This is a genomic window from Amycolatopsis sp. NPDC006125 (genome assembly GCF_040614195.1).
Classification (GTDB): domain Bacteria; phylum Actinomycetota; class Actinomycetes; order Mycobacteriales; family Pseudonocardiaceae; genus Amycolatopsis_E; species Amycolatopsis_E tucumanensis.
This window is the reverse complement of the sequence record NZ_JBEXTZ010000155.1, coordinates 1-13,656: the sequence shown is the minus strand read 5'-3', so window position 1 is coordinate 13,656 and position 13,656 is coordinate 1. Positions and strand designations below refer to the sequence as shown.

The following is a 13,656-nucleotide window of genomic DNA, read 5'->3' as shown; positions in this document are numbered from 1 at the left end:
CGCCAACCGGCAGCCGAACATGCCAACCTTGCGGCCCTGGCTCAAGGTGATATGCACAAACCGGAAGGCGACGGGATGACCACCCGGCGACCACCTCGCCAAGGCAAGACGAGGCACCCAACCCCTGGTCATCCCGGAGCCTGCCCGTCCGGCGAGGACATCCCTTGATCTTTAAAGGCGCCATCCGGCCCAACCATCACCCCTGCCGCGCAGGCCGAACGACCAACTCCCCGATCTCCACGTCCTCCGGCTGCTCGATCGCGAACGCGACCGCCCGCGCCACGGCCTCAGGGTCGATCCCCAGCTCGGCCATGGCCTGCCGCGCAGCCTCCCGCTGGTCCGGATCGGCGACGTTGTCGACGAGCTCCGTCCGCACGTACCCCGGTGAAATCGCGGTCGTCCGCACCACTCCGTCGGTCGACTCCTGCCGCAACGCCTCCAGCACCGTGCGCACCGCGTTCTTGGTGCCCGCGTACACCGCCTGTGTCGGCACGATCTTCAGCCCCGACGTCGACACCGTGGTGACGAAGTGCCCCCGCCCCTGAGCGCGGAAGACCGGCATCGCGGCGGCGATCCCGTACAGGACGCCCCGCACGTTGACGTCGATCATCGCGTCCCAGGCGTCCACCTCCAGGTCGGCCACCGGGGCCAGGCTGGCGATCCCGGCGTTGCTCACCAGCACGTCGAGCCGCCCGAACCGGTCCACGGCCAGCCCCACCAGCTCCGCGAGGTCGCCCCGCCTGGTGACGTCGACCTCCAGCATCTCCGCCCGACCGCCGGCGTCCCGGATCCGCTCCACCAGCGATGCGAGCCGCTCGCCCCGCCGCGCTCCCAGCACGACCGACGCCCCGCGGTCCGCCAATTCGATGGCCGTCGCCGCTCCGATACCGCTGCTGGCACCGGTGATGGCGACGACCTTGCCGTCCACTCCGCTCATCGCACAACTCCCACTAAGCTGACAACTGTCCGTTTAACTGTACCGGACAGTTGTCCGCTTGAGGAGGTAGTCCCGTGGGAAGCCGTGAGCGCAGGTCGGACGCGGTCGCCAACCGCGACCGCATCGTCCAGGCCGCGCGGGCCGAACTGAGCGGTTCCGAGAGCGGCGAGCTGAAACTGCACGCGGTCGCCAAGGCCGCCGGCGTCGGCCAGGGCACCCTCTACCGGCACTTCCCGACCCGCGAGCACCTGCTGGCCGAGGTGTACCGGCACGAGCTGACCCAGCTCGTGGACGCCGTGGCGCCGCTGCTGGCCGAGCACGCCCCGCTCGAAGCGCTGACGCTCTGGATGCAGCGGCTGATCGAGTACGCGCGGGTCAAGCGCGGCGTGATGGCGGCGATCGAGGCGTCGGCGTGGCAGGACCTCTACGCGGACCAGCACCACCGGCTCGACGACGCGCTCGGCACGGTGCTAGACCGCGGCAAGGCCGCAGGCGAGGTGCGTGCGGAGGTCGACGCCGCGGACGTCATCCTCCTGCTGGGCGCCCTGTCGCGGGTGCCGGAGGCGGAGTGGGACGCGCGGGCGCACAAGATCGTCGCGGTGATCGTCGACGGTCTGCGTCCGCGCTGACGGCCGGCTACTTCCCGGCGAGGTAGTCGTGCAGCGCCTCGCGCCACGGGCGCAGCGGTGTGAGCCCCGCCTGCCGCCACGCCTCGTTGGACAGCACGGAGTACGGCGGCCGCGGCGCGGGCCGGGGGAATTCCGCCGTCGTGCAGGGCTTCACCCGCTCCGGATCGGCGCCGAGTTCCTCGAAGACCGCCCGCGCGAAGCCGTACCAGGTGGTCTCCCCGGAGTTCGTGCAGTGCAGCACCCGCCGCTGGGGCGCACGCCCGCTCACCACCGCCCGGCCCAGGTCCAGCAAGCCCGCGGCCAGATCGGCGGACGAGGTCGGCGACCCACGCTGGTCGTCCACAACGGACACGGTGTCGCGCTCACCTTCCAGGCGGCGCATGGTTTCCACGAAGTTCGCCCCGCCCGCGCCGTACACCCACGCCGTGCGCACCACCCAGGCCCGCGCCCCCGAACCGAGCACGGCGTCCTCACCGGCCGCCTTGGTCCGGCCGTACGCGCTGCGCGGGCCCAGCGGGTCCTCCGGCTCGTAGGGCCGGGACGAGTCGCCGGGGAAGACGTAGTCGGTGGACACGTGGATCAGCGGCACGCGCCGGGACGAACAGGCCGCGGCGAGCACCCGGGCGCCGTCCGCGTTGATCCGGAACGCCCGCTGCTCGTCGGTCTCCGCGGCGTCGACCGCCGTGTAGGCCGCCGCGTTGATCACCAGCGGGCTGCGCCCGGCTTCCGCCGCCTCGGCGGCGAGCGCGTTCACCGCGGCGATCACCGAACCGGCGCTCGTCACGTCCAGTTCGGCCGAGGACGGCGCGACCACGCGCACGTCGGACGAGGCGAGCGCGGACAGGGCGCAGCCGAGCTGCCCCGTTCCACCGGGCACCAGCACACTGAGCATCGTCACTTCCCCACCAGCGCGGCGCGCCGCTTCAACGGCTCCCACCACGCCCGATTGTCGGCGTACCAGCGCACCGTATCCGCCAGACCCGCGTCGAAGGAAACCTTCGGCGCGTATCCGAGCTCGGTGCTGATCTTGGTGATGTCCACGGAGTACCGCCGGTCGTGGCCCTTGCGGTCGGCGACCTGCTCGACTCGCTCCCAGCCGACCCCGACCGCGGCCAGCAGTCGCTCGGTCAGCTCACGGTTGGTCAACTCGGTGCCACCGCCGATGTTGTAGATCTCCCCCGGACGGCCGCCCTCGGCCACCAGCTGGATGCCCGCGCAGTGATCGTCCACGTGCAACCAGTCACGGACGTTCAGCCCGTCGCCGTACAGCGGGACCGTGTGGCCGTCCAACAAGTTGGTAACGAAAAGCGGGATGACCTTCTCCGGGAACTGGTACGGCCCGTAGTTGTTCGAACACCGGGTCACGCACACGGGCAGCCCGTGCGTCCGGAAGTAGGACCGCGCGATGAGATCGGAGGACGCCTTCGACGCCGAGTACGGCGAATTCGGCTCCAGCACGTGGTCTTCCGACCACGATCCGCTCTCGATCGAGCCGTACACCTCGTCCGTCGAGACGTGCACGAACTTGTCCACCCCGGCGTCCAGCGCGGCCTGCAACAGGGTCTGCGTGCCCAGCACGTTGGTCAGCACGAAGTCGGCGGAGCCGAGGATGGAGCGGTCCACATGCGACTCGGCGGCGAAGTGGACGACCAGGCCGACGCCTTGCATGACCTCGGCGACGACCTGCGCATCGGTGATGTCGCCGCGCACGAACCGCAGCCGCGGCGAATCCGCGACCGGCGCGAGGTTCGCTTCGTTGCCCGCGTAGGTGAGCTTGTCGAGCACCACCACCTCGGCGTCGGCCAGCGCCGGGTACGCGCCGGAGAGCACCTGCCGGACGTAGTGCGAGCCGATGAAACCCGCGCCCCCGGTCACCAGGACCCGCATCGCCTTCTCCTCCTCAAGATCGTCACGGACCAGCCCACGACCGCTTCACTCACCCGAACAGTAATCTGGACGCATTCACTCGGGTCGGGGGCTGGGAGGGAGCGAGTGTGACCGACGGGCTTACCACCCGCCTGGACGCCGCGGACGAGGTCACGTGGCCCGCGCGGCCCATCCCGTCTCCCAGACGGCGGCGCAACCGTATCGCGATCGTCGCGCGCCGGGGCGGCAAACTCGTGGTCGCGCTCGTGTCGGTCGCGGTGCTCACCGTCACCTGGTACGGCTGGCAGTTCATCGGCGACCCGAACTCGGGCCTGTCCACCACCCAGGTCTTCGACGACGAGGAGCTGCACGCGGTCCCGCTCGACGGCGCGGTGGACATCCTGCTGGTCGGCATGGACAGCCGCACCGACGCGCAGGGCAACCCGCTGCCGCGCGAGGTGCTGGACATGCTGCACGCCGGCGAGTCCGACGGCGAGAAGCAGACCGACACCATGATCCTCGTGCACATCCCGCAGGACGGGCGCCGCGCGGTGGCGATCTCGTTCCCGCGCGACTCGTGGGTCGAGCTGGCGGGCGGGTTCGGCAAGCACAAGCTCAACGGCGCGTTCGTCTACGCCTACAACGATCGGTTCAAGGAGCTCCAGCAGCAGGGCGCCGACCTGAAGTCAGCCGACGAGCAGGCCAAGGTCGCCGGCCGCAAGAACCTGATCGCCACGCTGGAGACGTTCATCGGCAAGCCGGGCATGATCGACCGCTACGCCGAGGTGAACCTCGCGAGCTTCTACGAGGTGACGAAGGCCCTCGGCGGCGTCGAGGTGTGCCTGAAGGCGCCCGTGCGGGAGCGCAAGTCCGGCGTCGACCTGCCCGCCGGGCGGCAGACCGTGGAAGGCGTGCAGGCGCTGGCGTTCGTGCGGCAGCGCTACGACCTGCCGGGCGGCGACCTGGACCGCATCGGGCGGCAGCAGGCTTTCCTGTCCGGGCTGGCCCGCAAGATGCTCTCCCGCGACGTGCTGGCCAACCCCGGCAAGCTCTCCGACGTGATCACGGCCGTGAAGAAGTCCGTCGTGCTGTCGGACAACTGGGACCTGCCGGAGTTCGCGGCCCAGATGCGCGGGCTCAACGGCGGCAACATCGAGTTCCGCACCATCCCGGTGGTCGGCAACGCGGTCATCGGCGGCGCGGACGTCGTGCGCGTCGACCCGCAGGCCGTGCACGCGTTCGTCGACCAGCTCACGTCCGACGGCAGCGAGCGGACGTCCTCCTCGGTCGCGCCCACGTCGTCGGCGTCCAGCAAGCCGCCCACCTCGAGCCGCCGGGCGAGCTCGTCCGCGGCGCCGCCGCCCAGCTCACCGGCCCTGACCTCGTCCTCCCCCGCGCCGCCGCCCATCACGGCGGGCGACGTGCCCTGTGTGAACTGACGTCCCGGTGCCTTAACCTGGTCCCCAGGGGCTGATGAGGGGGGAGACCACGGGGATGGACGACGACGAGCCGAAACCGACGCCGTTCCCGCGGTCGACGGCCCCGGCCGACGAGCCGCGAGCCGAGCAGGCGCCGCGCCGCCGTCGCCACCCGTTCCGGGCCACCGGGAAGACGCTGATCGCGCTCGTGTCGGTGTTCGCGCTGGCGGCGACCGGGTACGCGTGGGCGACCTACCACGAGGTGCAGGGCAACGTGCACACCACGGACGCCCTCGACCTGCCGGACGACAAGCCGGCGCCGCCCGCGGACGACGGCGCGGACGACATCCTGCTGGTCGGCGCGGACGCCCGGACGGACATGCAGGGCAACGCGCTGCCGCTGCAGGTGCTCAAGACGCTGCGCACCGAGCAGACCAGCGGCGTCAACACCGACACGGTCATCATCGTGCGGCTCCCGAAGAACGGCGCGAAGCCGTACGCGGTGTCGATCCCGCGGGACACCTGGATCGACGTGCCGCGCGGCGGCCAGGGCAAGATCAACTCGGTGTACGGCGTCGCGAAGCAGGCGAAGGCCGACGAGCTGCGGCGCTCGGGCAGGCGCGACGCGGCCGGGGTCGAGCGCGACTCCGACCAGGCCGGGCGGCAGGCGCTGGTGCAGGCCGTGCAGGACTTCACCCAGGTGCGGGTCGACCACTACGCGGAGGTCAACCTGCTCGGGTTCTACCTGATCACCGAGGCCCTCGGCGGCGTCGAGGTGTGCCTGAACCACGCGACCGAGGACAAGGACTCCGGCGCCGACTTCCGGGCCGGGGTGCAGACCGTGTCCGGCGGCGAGGCGTTGTCGTTCGTGCGGCAGCGGAAGAACCTGCCGCGCGGGGACCTGGACCGGATCGTGCGGCAGCAGGCGTTCCTGTCCTCGGCGCTGCACAAGGTGCTGTCGGCCGGGGTGCTGGCGAACCCCGGCACGCTCGGCGAGCTGACCGACGCGCTGCACCGGTCGCTGGTGCTCGACCCGGACTTCGACCTGCTGCAGTTCGCGGACAAGGCCAAGGGCCTGGCGTCCGGGGACGTCACGTTCACGACCATCCCGGTGGTCAGGATCGACGGCCGCAGCCCGGACGGCGAGCAGAGCATCGTGGAGGTCGACCCGGTCGCGGTGCGGCAGTTCTTCGCGGGCCTGGCCGGGCGGAGCGCCGGATCGGGCGGCGGGGCGTCATCGGGCGCGGCCGCGGTGCAGGCGGTGCCGGCCGGCGTGACGTGTGTGAACTGATCACCGGATCGGTGCAACCGAACGGACCGCAGACCGCATGAGTGAGGGCAGAGACGCCGCCACCGGGGTGGCGTCGCCTGCCTAGGAGACTCATGCGCATCCGAACCGTGGTGGCCGGCGCCATCGCCGCAGGCGCGGCACTGCTGGGTGGTTCACTGGCGGTGGCCGCGGCCACCGCCGACACGCCGCAGCCCGTTCCGGCCAGTCCGTCGCCTGCCGCCGGGACCACGCAGCTCACGACCAAGCCGGGCACGCCGGAACCGGCGCCGCCGGCGCCGACCACGCCAGGGGACCTGCCGACGGCCGCTCCGGGGACCGAGCGGCCCACCGCCGCGCCCGTCCCGCCCACGACGAGGCCGGCCCCGGTGACCGAGCAGCCCACCGCCCAGCCGGCCCCGGTGACCGAGCAGCCCACGACCCCGGGCGGCCCGCCGCGGCACACGGCCAAGCCGGCCCCCACGGTGGTCCCGACGGCCGCGCCGTAGGTGAGCCGCTCGTCCGCACCGTGGGACGGCGAGTTCAGCGCGTACTTCGCACGCAGCGTCCGTGCCCTGCGCACCACCGCCTACCTGCTGTGCCGCGACTGGCACCGGGCGGAGGACCTGGCGCAGGCCGCGCTGCTCAAGCTGTACCTCGCCTGGCCGCGGCTGTCCCACCACGACGCGCTGGACGCCTACGCCCGGCGCGTCGTGGTGCGCACCTTCCTCGCGGAGAACCGGCGCGTCCGGTTCCGGCGTGAGCACCTGACGGACGCCCCGCCGGAACCGCTGTCGCCCGAGCCCGACGTGGAGCAGAGCGTCGTCCTGGCCGACGCGCTTGCGGCGGTCCCGCCGAGGCAGCGCGCGGTGCTGGTCCTGCGCTACTTCAACGACCTCTCGGTCGACGAGACCGCCCGGACGCTGCGCTGCTCCGCGGGCACGGTGAAGAGCCAGGCCGCCCGTGGGCTGGCCACCCTCCGGCAGCACCTGCCGGCGTTTCCCATGGAGGGGAGGTGAACATGCGCGACGACGACATCCGGGCCCTGTTCCGCGAGGTCGGTGACGGACCGCCGGTGATCTTCGACGCCGGCGACGTGATCAGCCGGGGGTCGCGGATCCGCGCCCGCAGACGCGCAGCCGCGATCGTGGCGAGCGCCGTGGGCAGCGCCGCGATCGTGGTGGGCGTGGTGGTCGCGGCCTACGGCACCGGACCCGGCGAACCGGTCCGGCCCGCGGACCCGGCGGTGCCGGCCGTCACGCCGAGCACCGTGCCGCCCCCGGCCGTCACGCACCCGACCACGCCGTCACCGGACGCTTCACCTCGCGCGACCACCCGGCCGTGATCGGGGGCGGTCCGGGAGGCAGAATCGGCGGCGTGAGCCTGACCGACGCGTTGTTCCGCCCCCTGCTCGCGCAGCCGGGGAAGCCGCTGATCACCCACTACGACGACGCGGCGGGCACCCGGGTCGAACTGTCGGTGGCGACCACCGCGAACTGGGCGGCGAAGACGGCGAACTGGCTGGTCGAGGAGTTCGACGTGGAGCCGGGCGACCCGGTGGCCGTGGTGCTGCCCGCGCACTGGCAGACGGCGGGCGTGCTGCTGGGCGCGTGGTGGTGCGGCGCGGAGGTGGTCGCGTCGCCGGCCGGGGCGCGGGTGGCGTTCGTGGCGCCGGGCGGTTCGGGCGCGGGGGCCGAGTCGACGGCGGTGGTGGCGCTGGACCCGATGGGCCGCGGGCTGACCGCGCCGGTGCCGGGCGCGCTGGACTACCTCAACGAGGCGCGCGCGTACGGCGACGACTTCAGCCCGATGATCCCGATCGCCGGTGACACCCCGGCGCTCGCCGGGTCCACTGTGGACGAGGTGCTGGCGGAGGCGCGTTCCCGGGCAGGCGCACTGGGTTCCGGCGCGCGCGTGCTGTCCACTGTGGAGTGGAGCGTGCCGGAGGGTGTGCTGGGCGGCCTGCTGACCCCGTTGTCAGCGGGCGCCCACCTGGTGCAAATCTCCAATCCGGACGCGTCGAAGCTGGACGACCGCAGGGCCGCCGAGCGGACGACGGTCGACCTGCTCGCCTAGGCGGTCTGCAGTTCGGCCTTGCGGGCCCGGCGCCGTCCGACGAGCAGGTGGTCGAGCGAGAGGCGCCCGCCGTTGAACCCGAGCGCGAGGGCGGCCGCGCCGAGGACGAGCACGAGTTCGTAGCCGCCCTGGCCGGTCAGGCCCGCGTCGAGGTGCACCCAGAAGATCGCGCCGACCATGTCCACCGCGAACAGCACCCCCAGCACGGGCAGCGCGGCGCCGAGGATGAACGCGACCGCGCCGACGGTCTCGATGACGATGAGGAAGAGCGCGGACAGGGTGGGCAGCGGCACGCCGATGCCGCTCATCATGTTCGTGACCCCGTCCAGGCCGGTGTCCCACTTCTGCAGGCCGTGCGCGAGGAAGACCACACCCACCGCCACCCGGCCGATCAACAAGGTCACGTCCTTGACCCGGTCGTACATCGCAGCTCCCCGTTCTGGTTGAAGTTTCAACTAGCAGGGTCGACGGTACCGGACGCAGGTGAGCAACTTGTGAAAAACCCACATTCTGGACATGAACGCGTGAGCAGGCGCACATGGCGCGACAAGCCGGCCGAGGCGCTCCCAGCACCACGAAAAGGCCACAAAAAAAAACGCGGCGCCCGAGCCAACGCCCGGACGCCGCGCCAAAAACCCCGGGAATCAGCCCTTCAACAGAGCCCGCGCCATCACCATGCGCTGGATCTGGTTCGTGCCCTCGTAGATCTGCGTGATCTTCGCGTCGCGCATCATGCGTTCCACCGGGAAGTCGCGGGTGTAGCCGGCACCGCCGAAGAGCTGCACCGCGTCCGTGGTCACCGACATCGCCACGTCGGACGCGTAGGACTTCGCCGCCGAGGCCATGAAACCGGCACGCGCGTCGCCCCGCTCGGTGGCCGCCGCGGAGGCGTACACCAGGTGGCGGGCGGCCTCGATCTTCGTGCCCATGTCCGCCAGCATGAACTGCACGCCCTGGAACTCACCGATCGCCTTGCCGAACTGCTTGCGCTCCTTCACGTACGCGACCGCCGCGTCCAGAGCGCCCTGCGCGATGCCCAGCGCCTGCGCCCCGATCGTCGGGCGGGTGTGGTCCAGCGTGCGCAGCGCCGTCTTCAGCCCGGTGCCCGGCTCGCCGATGATCCGGTCCGCCGGGATCGTGCAGTTCTCGAAGTAGATCTCCCGCGTCGGCGAACCCTTGATGCCGAGCTTGCGCTCCTTCGGGCCGACCGAGAAGCCCGGGTCGTCCTTGTGCACCACGAACGCCGAAATCCCGTTCGACTTCTTCGGCGCGTCCGGGTCGGTCACCGCCATCACCGTGTACCACGTCGACTCGCCGGCGTTGGTGATCCACGCCTTCGTCCCGTTCAGCACCCAGTGGTCACCGTCCAGCCGGGCCCGCGTGCGCATCGACGCGGTGTCCGAACCGGCCTCCCGCTCCGACAGCCCGTACGAGGCCGTCGCGCCGGCCGCGATCTCCGGCAGCACCAGCTTCTTCAGCTCGTCCGACGCCGACAGGATGATCGGCTGCGTCCCCAGCTTGTTCACCGCCGGGATCAGCGACGCCGACGCGTCGACCCGCGCGACCTCCTCGATCACGATGCACGCCGCGATCGCGTCCGCGCCCTGCCCCTCGTACTCGTCGGGGATGTGCACCGCGTTGAAGCCCGAGGCGTTCAGCGCCCGCAGAGCCTCGACCGGGTACCGCTCCTGTTCGTCCACCTCGGCGGCGTAAGGTGCGATCTCCTTCTCCGCCAGCGCACGCACGGCAGCACGCAGCTCCTCGTGCTCCTCGGCCAGCTGGTAGAGGCCCGGGGTCTCCGACACCTTCGTCACCTTTCCTCGCACGGGTAAGAAGTCCGCCGTCCATGTTAGTAGTCGTTCACCAGCCGGAATTGTGTTCTGGGCCGCACCTTCGCTCTATGGTGGGGTGATGCCGATCACTGCTGCTGGGTCATGGCCGCCCCACTTCCCGAGATCGCTGGAGTACCCCAACGTCCCCGCCGGATCGATCCTGGCCGGCGCCGCGAAGCGCTACGGCGACCGAACCGCGTTCACCCACCACGACCGCTCCCTCACCTACGCCCAGACCTACGGCGCCGCGTGCCGGTTCGCCAACGCGCTCCGGGCCCGGGGCATCGAGCCGGGCGCGACCGTCGCCATCCACCTGCCCAATTGCCTCCCCTACCCGATCGCCTACTACGGGATCCTGCTCGCCGGCGCGACCTTCACCCCGGCGAACCCGCTGCTGCCGCCCGCGGACCTCGCCCACCAGCTCGCCGACTCCGGCGCCGTCGCCGTGGTCACGCTCGGCAAGGTCGCCCCGGTGCTCACCGCGGTGCGCGCACAGACCGCCGTCGAGCTGGTCGTGGTCGTCGCGCCGGACGACCTCGCCGACGACCAGGTGGAGTTCCAGGCGTTCCTCGCCGACCAGCCGGACACCCGCCCCGAGCTGGACATCGACACCCGGACCCACCTCGCGCACCTCTCCTACACCGGCGGCACCACCGGCCGGTCGAAGGGCGTGCGGCTGCCGCACCGCAACGTCGTGGTCAACACGCTGCAGTACGCCTGCTGGGGCACCGGCTCGCTGCCCGCGCTGGACGACGACGGCGACCTCACCCTCGACCAGATCGGCAGCCCGGACGAGTGGCCGACCCGGCTGGGCACCGGCTCGGGCATCAACCTCACGCCGTGGTTCCACGCGATGGGCACGATCGGCGGGCTCAACGTTCCGGTGATGAGCGGCGGGTCGACCACGCTGCACGACCGCTTCGACCCGGTCGCCTACCTCGCCGACGCCGAACGCCTGCGGGTCACCTCGATCGGCGGCGCGCCCGCCCTGTTCGCGGCCCTGCTGGCCAGCCCGGACCTGGCCACGCGCGACCTGTCGAGCGTGCGGGGCATCAGCTCCGGCGCCGCGCCGCTGCCGCACGAGATGCTGAAGGCGCTGGCCGCGCGGTTCCCGGACGCGGTGATCAGCGAGGGCTACGGCCTCACCGAGGTCACCATGGGCGCCACGATCAACCCGGCGTTCCGGTCCGGCCTGCGCAAGCAGGGGTCGGTGGGCGTGCCGGTGTTCGACACCGAGGTCAAGATCGTGCCGCTGGAGGGCGGCGAGGACCCGGTGCCCGAGGGCGAGCAGGGCGAGGTGTGCATCCGCGGGCCGCAGGTGATGGCGGGCTACCACAACCGGCCCGACGAGACCGCCGCCGTGCTGGTGGACGGCTGGCTGCACACCGGCGACATCGGCGTGCTGGACAAGGACGGCTACCTGTCCATTGTGGACCGCAAGAAGGACATGCTGCTGTACAAGGGGTACAACGTATACCCGCGCGAGCTGGAGGAGCTGCTCATCGCGCACCCCGGCGTCGCGGCGGCGGCCGTCGTCGGGCGCAAGCAGGACGACGTCGGCGAGCTGCCGGTGGCCTTCGTCGTGCGGGCGGCGGAGAACGTGACCGAGGCGGAGATCCTGTCCGCGGTCAACGACAACGTCCTGCCCTACAAGCGGATCCGCGAGCTGCGGTTCGTCGAGGAGATTCCGGTGTCGGCGGCGGGCAAGATCCTCAAGCGCGAGTTGCGGCAGCAGCTCTAGAGCACAGGCAGGACCCGGGCGCGGTAGAACTCGATCGCCACGCCCGGGTCCTCCTGCGGGAAGTGCAGGAACGGCGTCACGCCCGCGTCGAGCAGCTTCCGCACCGCGGCGACGTGCACCGCCGGATCGGTGCCCACCGCCCAGCGGCCTGCCACCTCCGCCAGCGGCGTCGCCTGGGCGGCCTCCTGGATCGCCTCCGGGTTGGGCAGGTCGGCCGGGTTGACCGTGAACCGCCACCGCTGCGCGGCCAGGTCGATCTCGCGCTGGTCGCCGACCACCGCGAACAGCTCCGCCCACTTCGGCATCGTGTCCGGGTTCTTCCCCGCCGCCCGCGCGCCGGCCGCGAACGCGTCCCGCAGCGCCGGGTCGAGGGAGGCCCCGGCCTGGGTGATCCAGCCGTCGCCGTACTGGCCGGCCAGCCGCGCGCTCTTCGGGCCCTGCGCGGCCACGTACACCGGCGGCGGTTTCGACGGCAGGTCGTACAGCTTGAGCTGGTCGGTCGAGAAGAACCGGCCGCGGAAGGTGACCCGCTCCCCCGTCCACAACCGCCGGATCAGCGTGATCGCCTCGACCAGCCGGTCGTGCCGCTCGGCGTAGCGGCCGTACTGGCCGGTGCCCGCCTGCTCGTTGACCGCCTCGCCGGTGCCCAGCCCGAGGAACGTCCGTCCCGGCGCCAGCAGTTCGAGGGAGGCAAACGCTTGCGCGACCTCGGTGGGGTGGTGCCGGTAGCTCGGGCAGGTCACGCCGGAGCCGAACGTGACGCGCCGCGTGCGCTCGCCGACCAGGGCGAGCGTGAGCCACGGGAACATCGAGTGCCCCTGGTTGTCCTGCCACGGCTGCAGGTGGTCGCTGGCCCAGACGAACGCGAAACCCGCCGCCTCCGCCTGCCGCGCGAAGTCCAGCAGCCGGGCCGTCGGAAACTGCTCGTGCGACAGCACCAGCCCGACGGGTGCTCGCGCCGCGGGCGGCTCGACCCGGACGAACCCGGCGGATGCGGCGAACATGCCCAGCGTGCGGCGCGAGAACTCCATGATCGCCGGGTACCCGCCGGAAACCGGACCGACCGGGAGTTCACCGACACTGGTGATTTCACCGATGCCCTGCCAACACGATGGCGGGACACTCGGTGAATGGTCCACAACAGACTTCGCAAACTGACCCTGCTCGCCTGCGCCGTCGTCGGGCTGGCCGGCACCGCGACGGTCGGCACCGCGTCCGCCGCCACCAGCGCGGCCGCGTGCTCCGACCTGGAGATCGTCTTCGCCCGCGGCAGCGGCGAGGCGCCCGGCCTCGGCATCACCGGCACGCCGCTGGTGTCCGACGTGAAGTCGGCGCTGTCCTCGGCGTCGGTGTCGTCCTACGCGGTCGACTACGCCGCGAGCTACGACCAGACCAGCGCCGGCCCCGGCGCCACCGACATGAGCAACCACATCAAGTCCACCGCGGCCGCGTGCCCGGACACCAAGTTCGCGATCGGCGGCTACTCGCAGGGCGCGAGCGTCACCGACATCGCGATCGGCATCCGGACCTACCTCGGCACCGGGCAGACCATCCCCAGCGAGCTGGCGCCGCGGGTGGTCGCGGTGATCGCGTTCGGCAACCCGCTCGGCCTGTACGGGCAGACGATCAAGACGGCCAGCCCGACCTACGGCCCGAAGTCACTGGAGTTCTGCAACCGCGGCGACAACGTCTGCGGCGGCACGGGCACCGGACCGGGCTACGGTCACCTGAGCTACGCCCGGGACGGCAGCGTCGACCAGGCGGCGGCCTTCATCGCGAAGCAGTACAACGCGAGCTAGATGAGTAAGTCCTAACCCTGGGTGGTGTGTGGAGATGGGTGAAGGGTGTTCAAGATCAGTTTGTGAGGACCGACCTGAACACCCTTCTGAC

Annotated in this window: 15 protein-coding genes; 9 read left to right on the top strand and 6 right to left on the bottom strand. The window is 71.6% G+C overall.

Annotated features, from left to right (window positions below; all coding sequences use genetic code 11):
* Positions 1 to 196: 196 nt before the first annotated feature.
* A complete protein-coding gene (locus ABZ193_RS41145) occupies positions 197 to 937 on the bottom strand; it encodes an SDR family oxidoreductase (RefSeq protein WP_354714170.1) in 741 nt (246 codons plus the stop codon).
* 74 nt (positions 938 to 1,011) lie between these two features.
* On the opposite strand from ABZ193_RS41145, the gene ABZ193_RS41140 reads away from it, so the two are divergent.
* Positions 1,012 to 1,566 carry a TetR/AcrR family transcriptional regulator gene (locus ABZ193_RS41140; protein WP_020420981.1) on the top strand — a complete coding sequence of 185 codons (555 nt, stop codon included), beginning with the start codon at positions 1,012 to 1,014 and terminating at the stop codon, positions 1,564 to 1,566.
* Positions 1,567 to 1,573: 7 nt separating this feature from the next.
* Here the strand turns inward: ABZ193_RS41140 and rfbD are convergent, their stop codons facing one another.
* Both rfbD and rfbB read right to left on the bottom strand, forming a co-directional pair.
* Positions 1,574 to 2,458 (bottom strand): dTDP-4-dehydrorhamnose reductase, encoded by an 885-nt coding sequence (rfbD, locus tag ABZ193_RS41135; RefSeq protein ID WP_193354398.1) that lies wholly within the window; start codon positions 2,456 to 2,458, stop codon positions 1,574 to 1,576.
* Positions 2,459 to 2,460: 2 nt separating this feature from the next.
* Positions 2,461 to 3,453, bottom strand: coding sequence for a dTDP-glucose 4,6-dehydratase (gene rfbB, locus ABZ193_RS41130; RefSeq protein WP_020420983.1), 993 nt, complete (start codon positions 3,451 to 3,453; stop codon positions 2,461 to 2,463).
* Between the two features lie 107 nt (positions 3,454 to 3,560).
* Here rfbB and ABZ193_RS41125 point away from each other — a divergent pair, with 107 nt between their 5' ends.
* The 6 genes from ABZ193_RS41125 to ABZ193_RS41100 all read left to right on the top strand — a co-directional run bounded on the left by ABZ193_RS41125 (position 3,561) and on the right by ABZ193_RS41100 (position 8,193).
* Positions 3,561 to 4,871, top strand: coding sequence for an LCP family protein (locus tag ABZ193_RS41125; RefSeq protein ID WP_354714168.1), 1,311 nt, complete (start codon positions 3,561 to 3,563; stop codon positions 4,869 to 4,871).
* A 55-nt stretch (positions 4,872 to 4,926) separates the two neighbouring features.
* On the top strand, positions 4,927 to 6,141 hold the full coding sequence (locus ABZ193_RS41120; RefSeq protein WP_020420985.1) for an LCP family protein: 1,215 nt from the start codon (positions 4,927 to 4,929) through the stop codon (positions 6,139 to 6,141).
* Positions 6,142 to 6,233: 92 nt separating this feature from the next.
* The gene (locus tag ABZ193_RS41115) at positions 6,234 to 6,626 is read left to right on the top strand and encodes a hypothetical protein (protein ID WP_354714166.1); all 393 of its coding nucleotides are present in this window, start codon (positions 6,234 to 6,236) and stop codon (positions 6,624 to 6,626) included.
* The gene (locus tag ABZ193_RS41110) at positions 6,627 to 7,136 is read left to right on the top strand and encodes a SigE family RNA polymerase sigma factor (RefSeq protein WP_354714164.1); all 510 of its coding nucleotides are present in this window, start codon (positions 6,627 to 6,629) and stop codon (positions 7,134 to 7,136) included.
* Between the two features lie 2 nt (positions 7,137 to 7,138).
* Positions 7,139 to 7,462: a hypothetical protein gene (locus ABZ193_RS41105; protein WP_354714162.1), complete on the top strand. Its 324-nt coding sequence runs from the start codon at positions 7,139 to 7,141 to the stop codon at positions 7,460 to 7,462.
* Positions 7,463 to 7,494: 32 nt separating this feature from the next.
* Positions 7,495 to 8,193, top strand: a complete 699-nt coding sequence (locus tag ABZ193_RS41100; protein ID WP_017986868.1) for a TIGR03089 family protein — start codon at positions 7,495 to 7,497, stop codon at positions 8,191 to 8,193.
* Here ABZ193_RS41100 and ABZ193_RS41095 read toward each other — a convergent pair.
* Positions 8,190 to 8,618 (bottom strand): DoxX family protein, encoded by a 429-nt coding sequence (locus tag ABZ193_RS41095; protein WP_020420990.1) that lies wholly within the window; start codon positions 8,616 to 8,618, stop codon positions 8,190 to 8,192. The genes ABZ193_RS41100 and ABZ193_RS41095 overlap by 4 nt on opposite strands.
* A gap of 219 nt (positions 8,619 to 8,837) precedes the next feature.
* Complete coding sequence (locus ABZ193_RS41090; RefSeq protein ID WP_020420991.1) at positions 8,838 to 10,007, bottom strand: acyl-CoA dehydrogenase family protein; 1,170 nt, start codon at positions 10,005 to 10,007, stop codon at positions 8,838 to 8,840.
* A gap of 97 nt (positions 10,008 to 10,104) precedes the next feature.
* Here ABZ193_RS41090 and ABZ193_RS41085 point away from each other — a divergent pair, with 97 nt between their 5' ends.
* A complete protein-coding gene (locus tag ABZ193_RS41085) occupies positions 10,105 to 11,766 on the top strand; it encodes an AMP-binding protein (protein ID WP_354714159.1) in 1,662 nt (553 codons plus the stop codon).
* Here the strand turns inward: ABZ193_RS41085 and ABZ193_RS41080 are convergent.
* Positions 11,763 to 12,797: a F420-dependent hydroxymycolic acid dehydrogenase gene (locus ABZ193_RS41080; protein ID WP_354714157.1), complete on the bottom strand. Its 1,035-nt coding sequence runs from the start codon at positions 12,795 to 12,797 to the stop codon at positions 11,763 to 11,765. The genes ABZ193_RS41085 and ABZ193_RS41080 overlap by 4 nt on opposite strands.
* A gap of 99 nt (positions 12,798 to 12,896) precedes the next feature.
* Here ABZ193_RS41080 and ABZ193_RS41075 point away from each other — a divergent pair, with 99 nt between their 5' ends.
* Entirely contained in the window at positions 12,897 to 13,565 is a 669-nt protein-coding gene (locus tag ABZ193_RS41075) for a cutinase family protein (RefSeq protein ID WP_354714155.1), read from the top strand.
* Positions 13,566 to 13,656: the final 91 nt, after the last annotated feature.

Excerpts from the sequence above, each read along its gene's own strand:
- ABZ193_RS41145 (WP_354714170.1), bottom strand. The coding sequence starts at position 937 with ATGAGCGGAGTGGACGGCAAGGTCGTCGCCATCACCGGTGCCAGCAGC.
- rfbD (WP_193354398.1), bottom strand. The coding sequence starts at position 2,458 with ATGCTCAGTGTGCTGGTGCCCGGTGGAACGGGGCAGCTCGGCTGCGCC.
- rfbB (WP_020420983.1), bottom strand. The coding sequence starts at position 3,453 with ATGCGGGTCCTGGTGACCGGGGGCGCGGGTTTCATCGGCTCGCACTAC.
- ABZ193_RS41120 (WP_020420985.1), top strand. The coding sequence starts at position 4,927 with ATGGACGACGACGAGCCGAAACCGACGCCGTTCCCGCGGTCGACGGCC.
- ABZ193_RS41115 (WP_354714166.1), top strand. The coding sequence starts at position 6,234 with ATGCGCATCCGAACCGTGGTGGCCGGCGCCATCGCCGCAGGCGCGGCA.
- ABZ193_RS41105 (WP_354714162.1), top strand. The coding sequence starts at position 7,139 with ATGCGCGACGACGACATCCGGGCCCTGTTCCGCGAGGTCGGTGACGGA.
- ABZ193_RS41095 (WP_020420990.1), bottom strand. The coding sequence starts at position 8,618 with ATGTACGACCGGGTCAAGGACGTGACCTTGTTGATCGGCCGGGTGGCG.
- ABZ193_RS41085 (WP_354714159.1), top strand. The coding sequence starts at position 10,105 with ATGCCGATCACTGCTGCTGGGTCATGGCCGCCCCACTTCCCGAGATCG.
- ABZ193_RS41080 (WP_354714157.1), bottom strand. The coding sequence starts at position 12,797 with ATGGAGTTCTCGCGCCGCACGCTGGGCATGTTCGCCGCATCCGCCGGG.
- ABZ193_RS41075 (WP_354714155.1), top strand. The coding sequence starts at position 12,897 with ATGGTCCACAACAGACTTCGCAAACTGACCCTGCTCGCCTGCGCCGTC.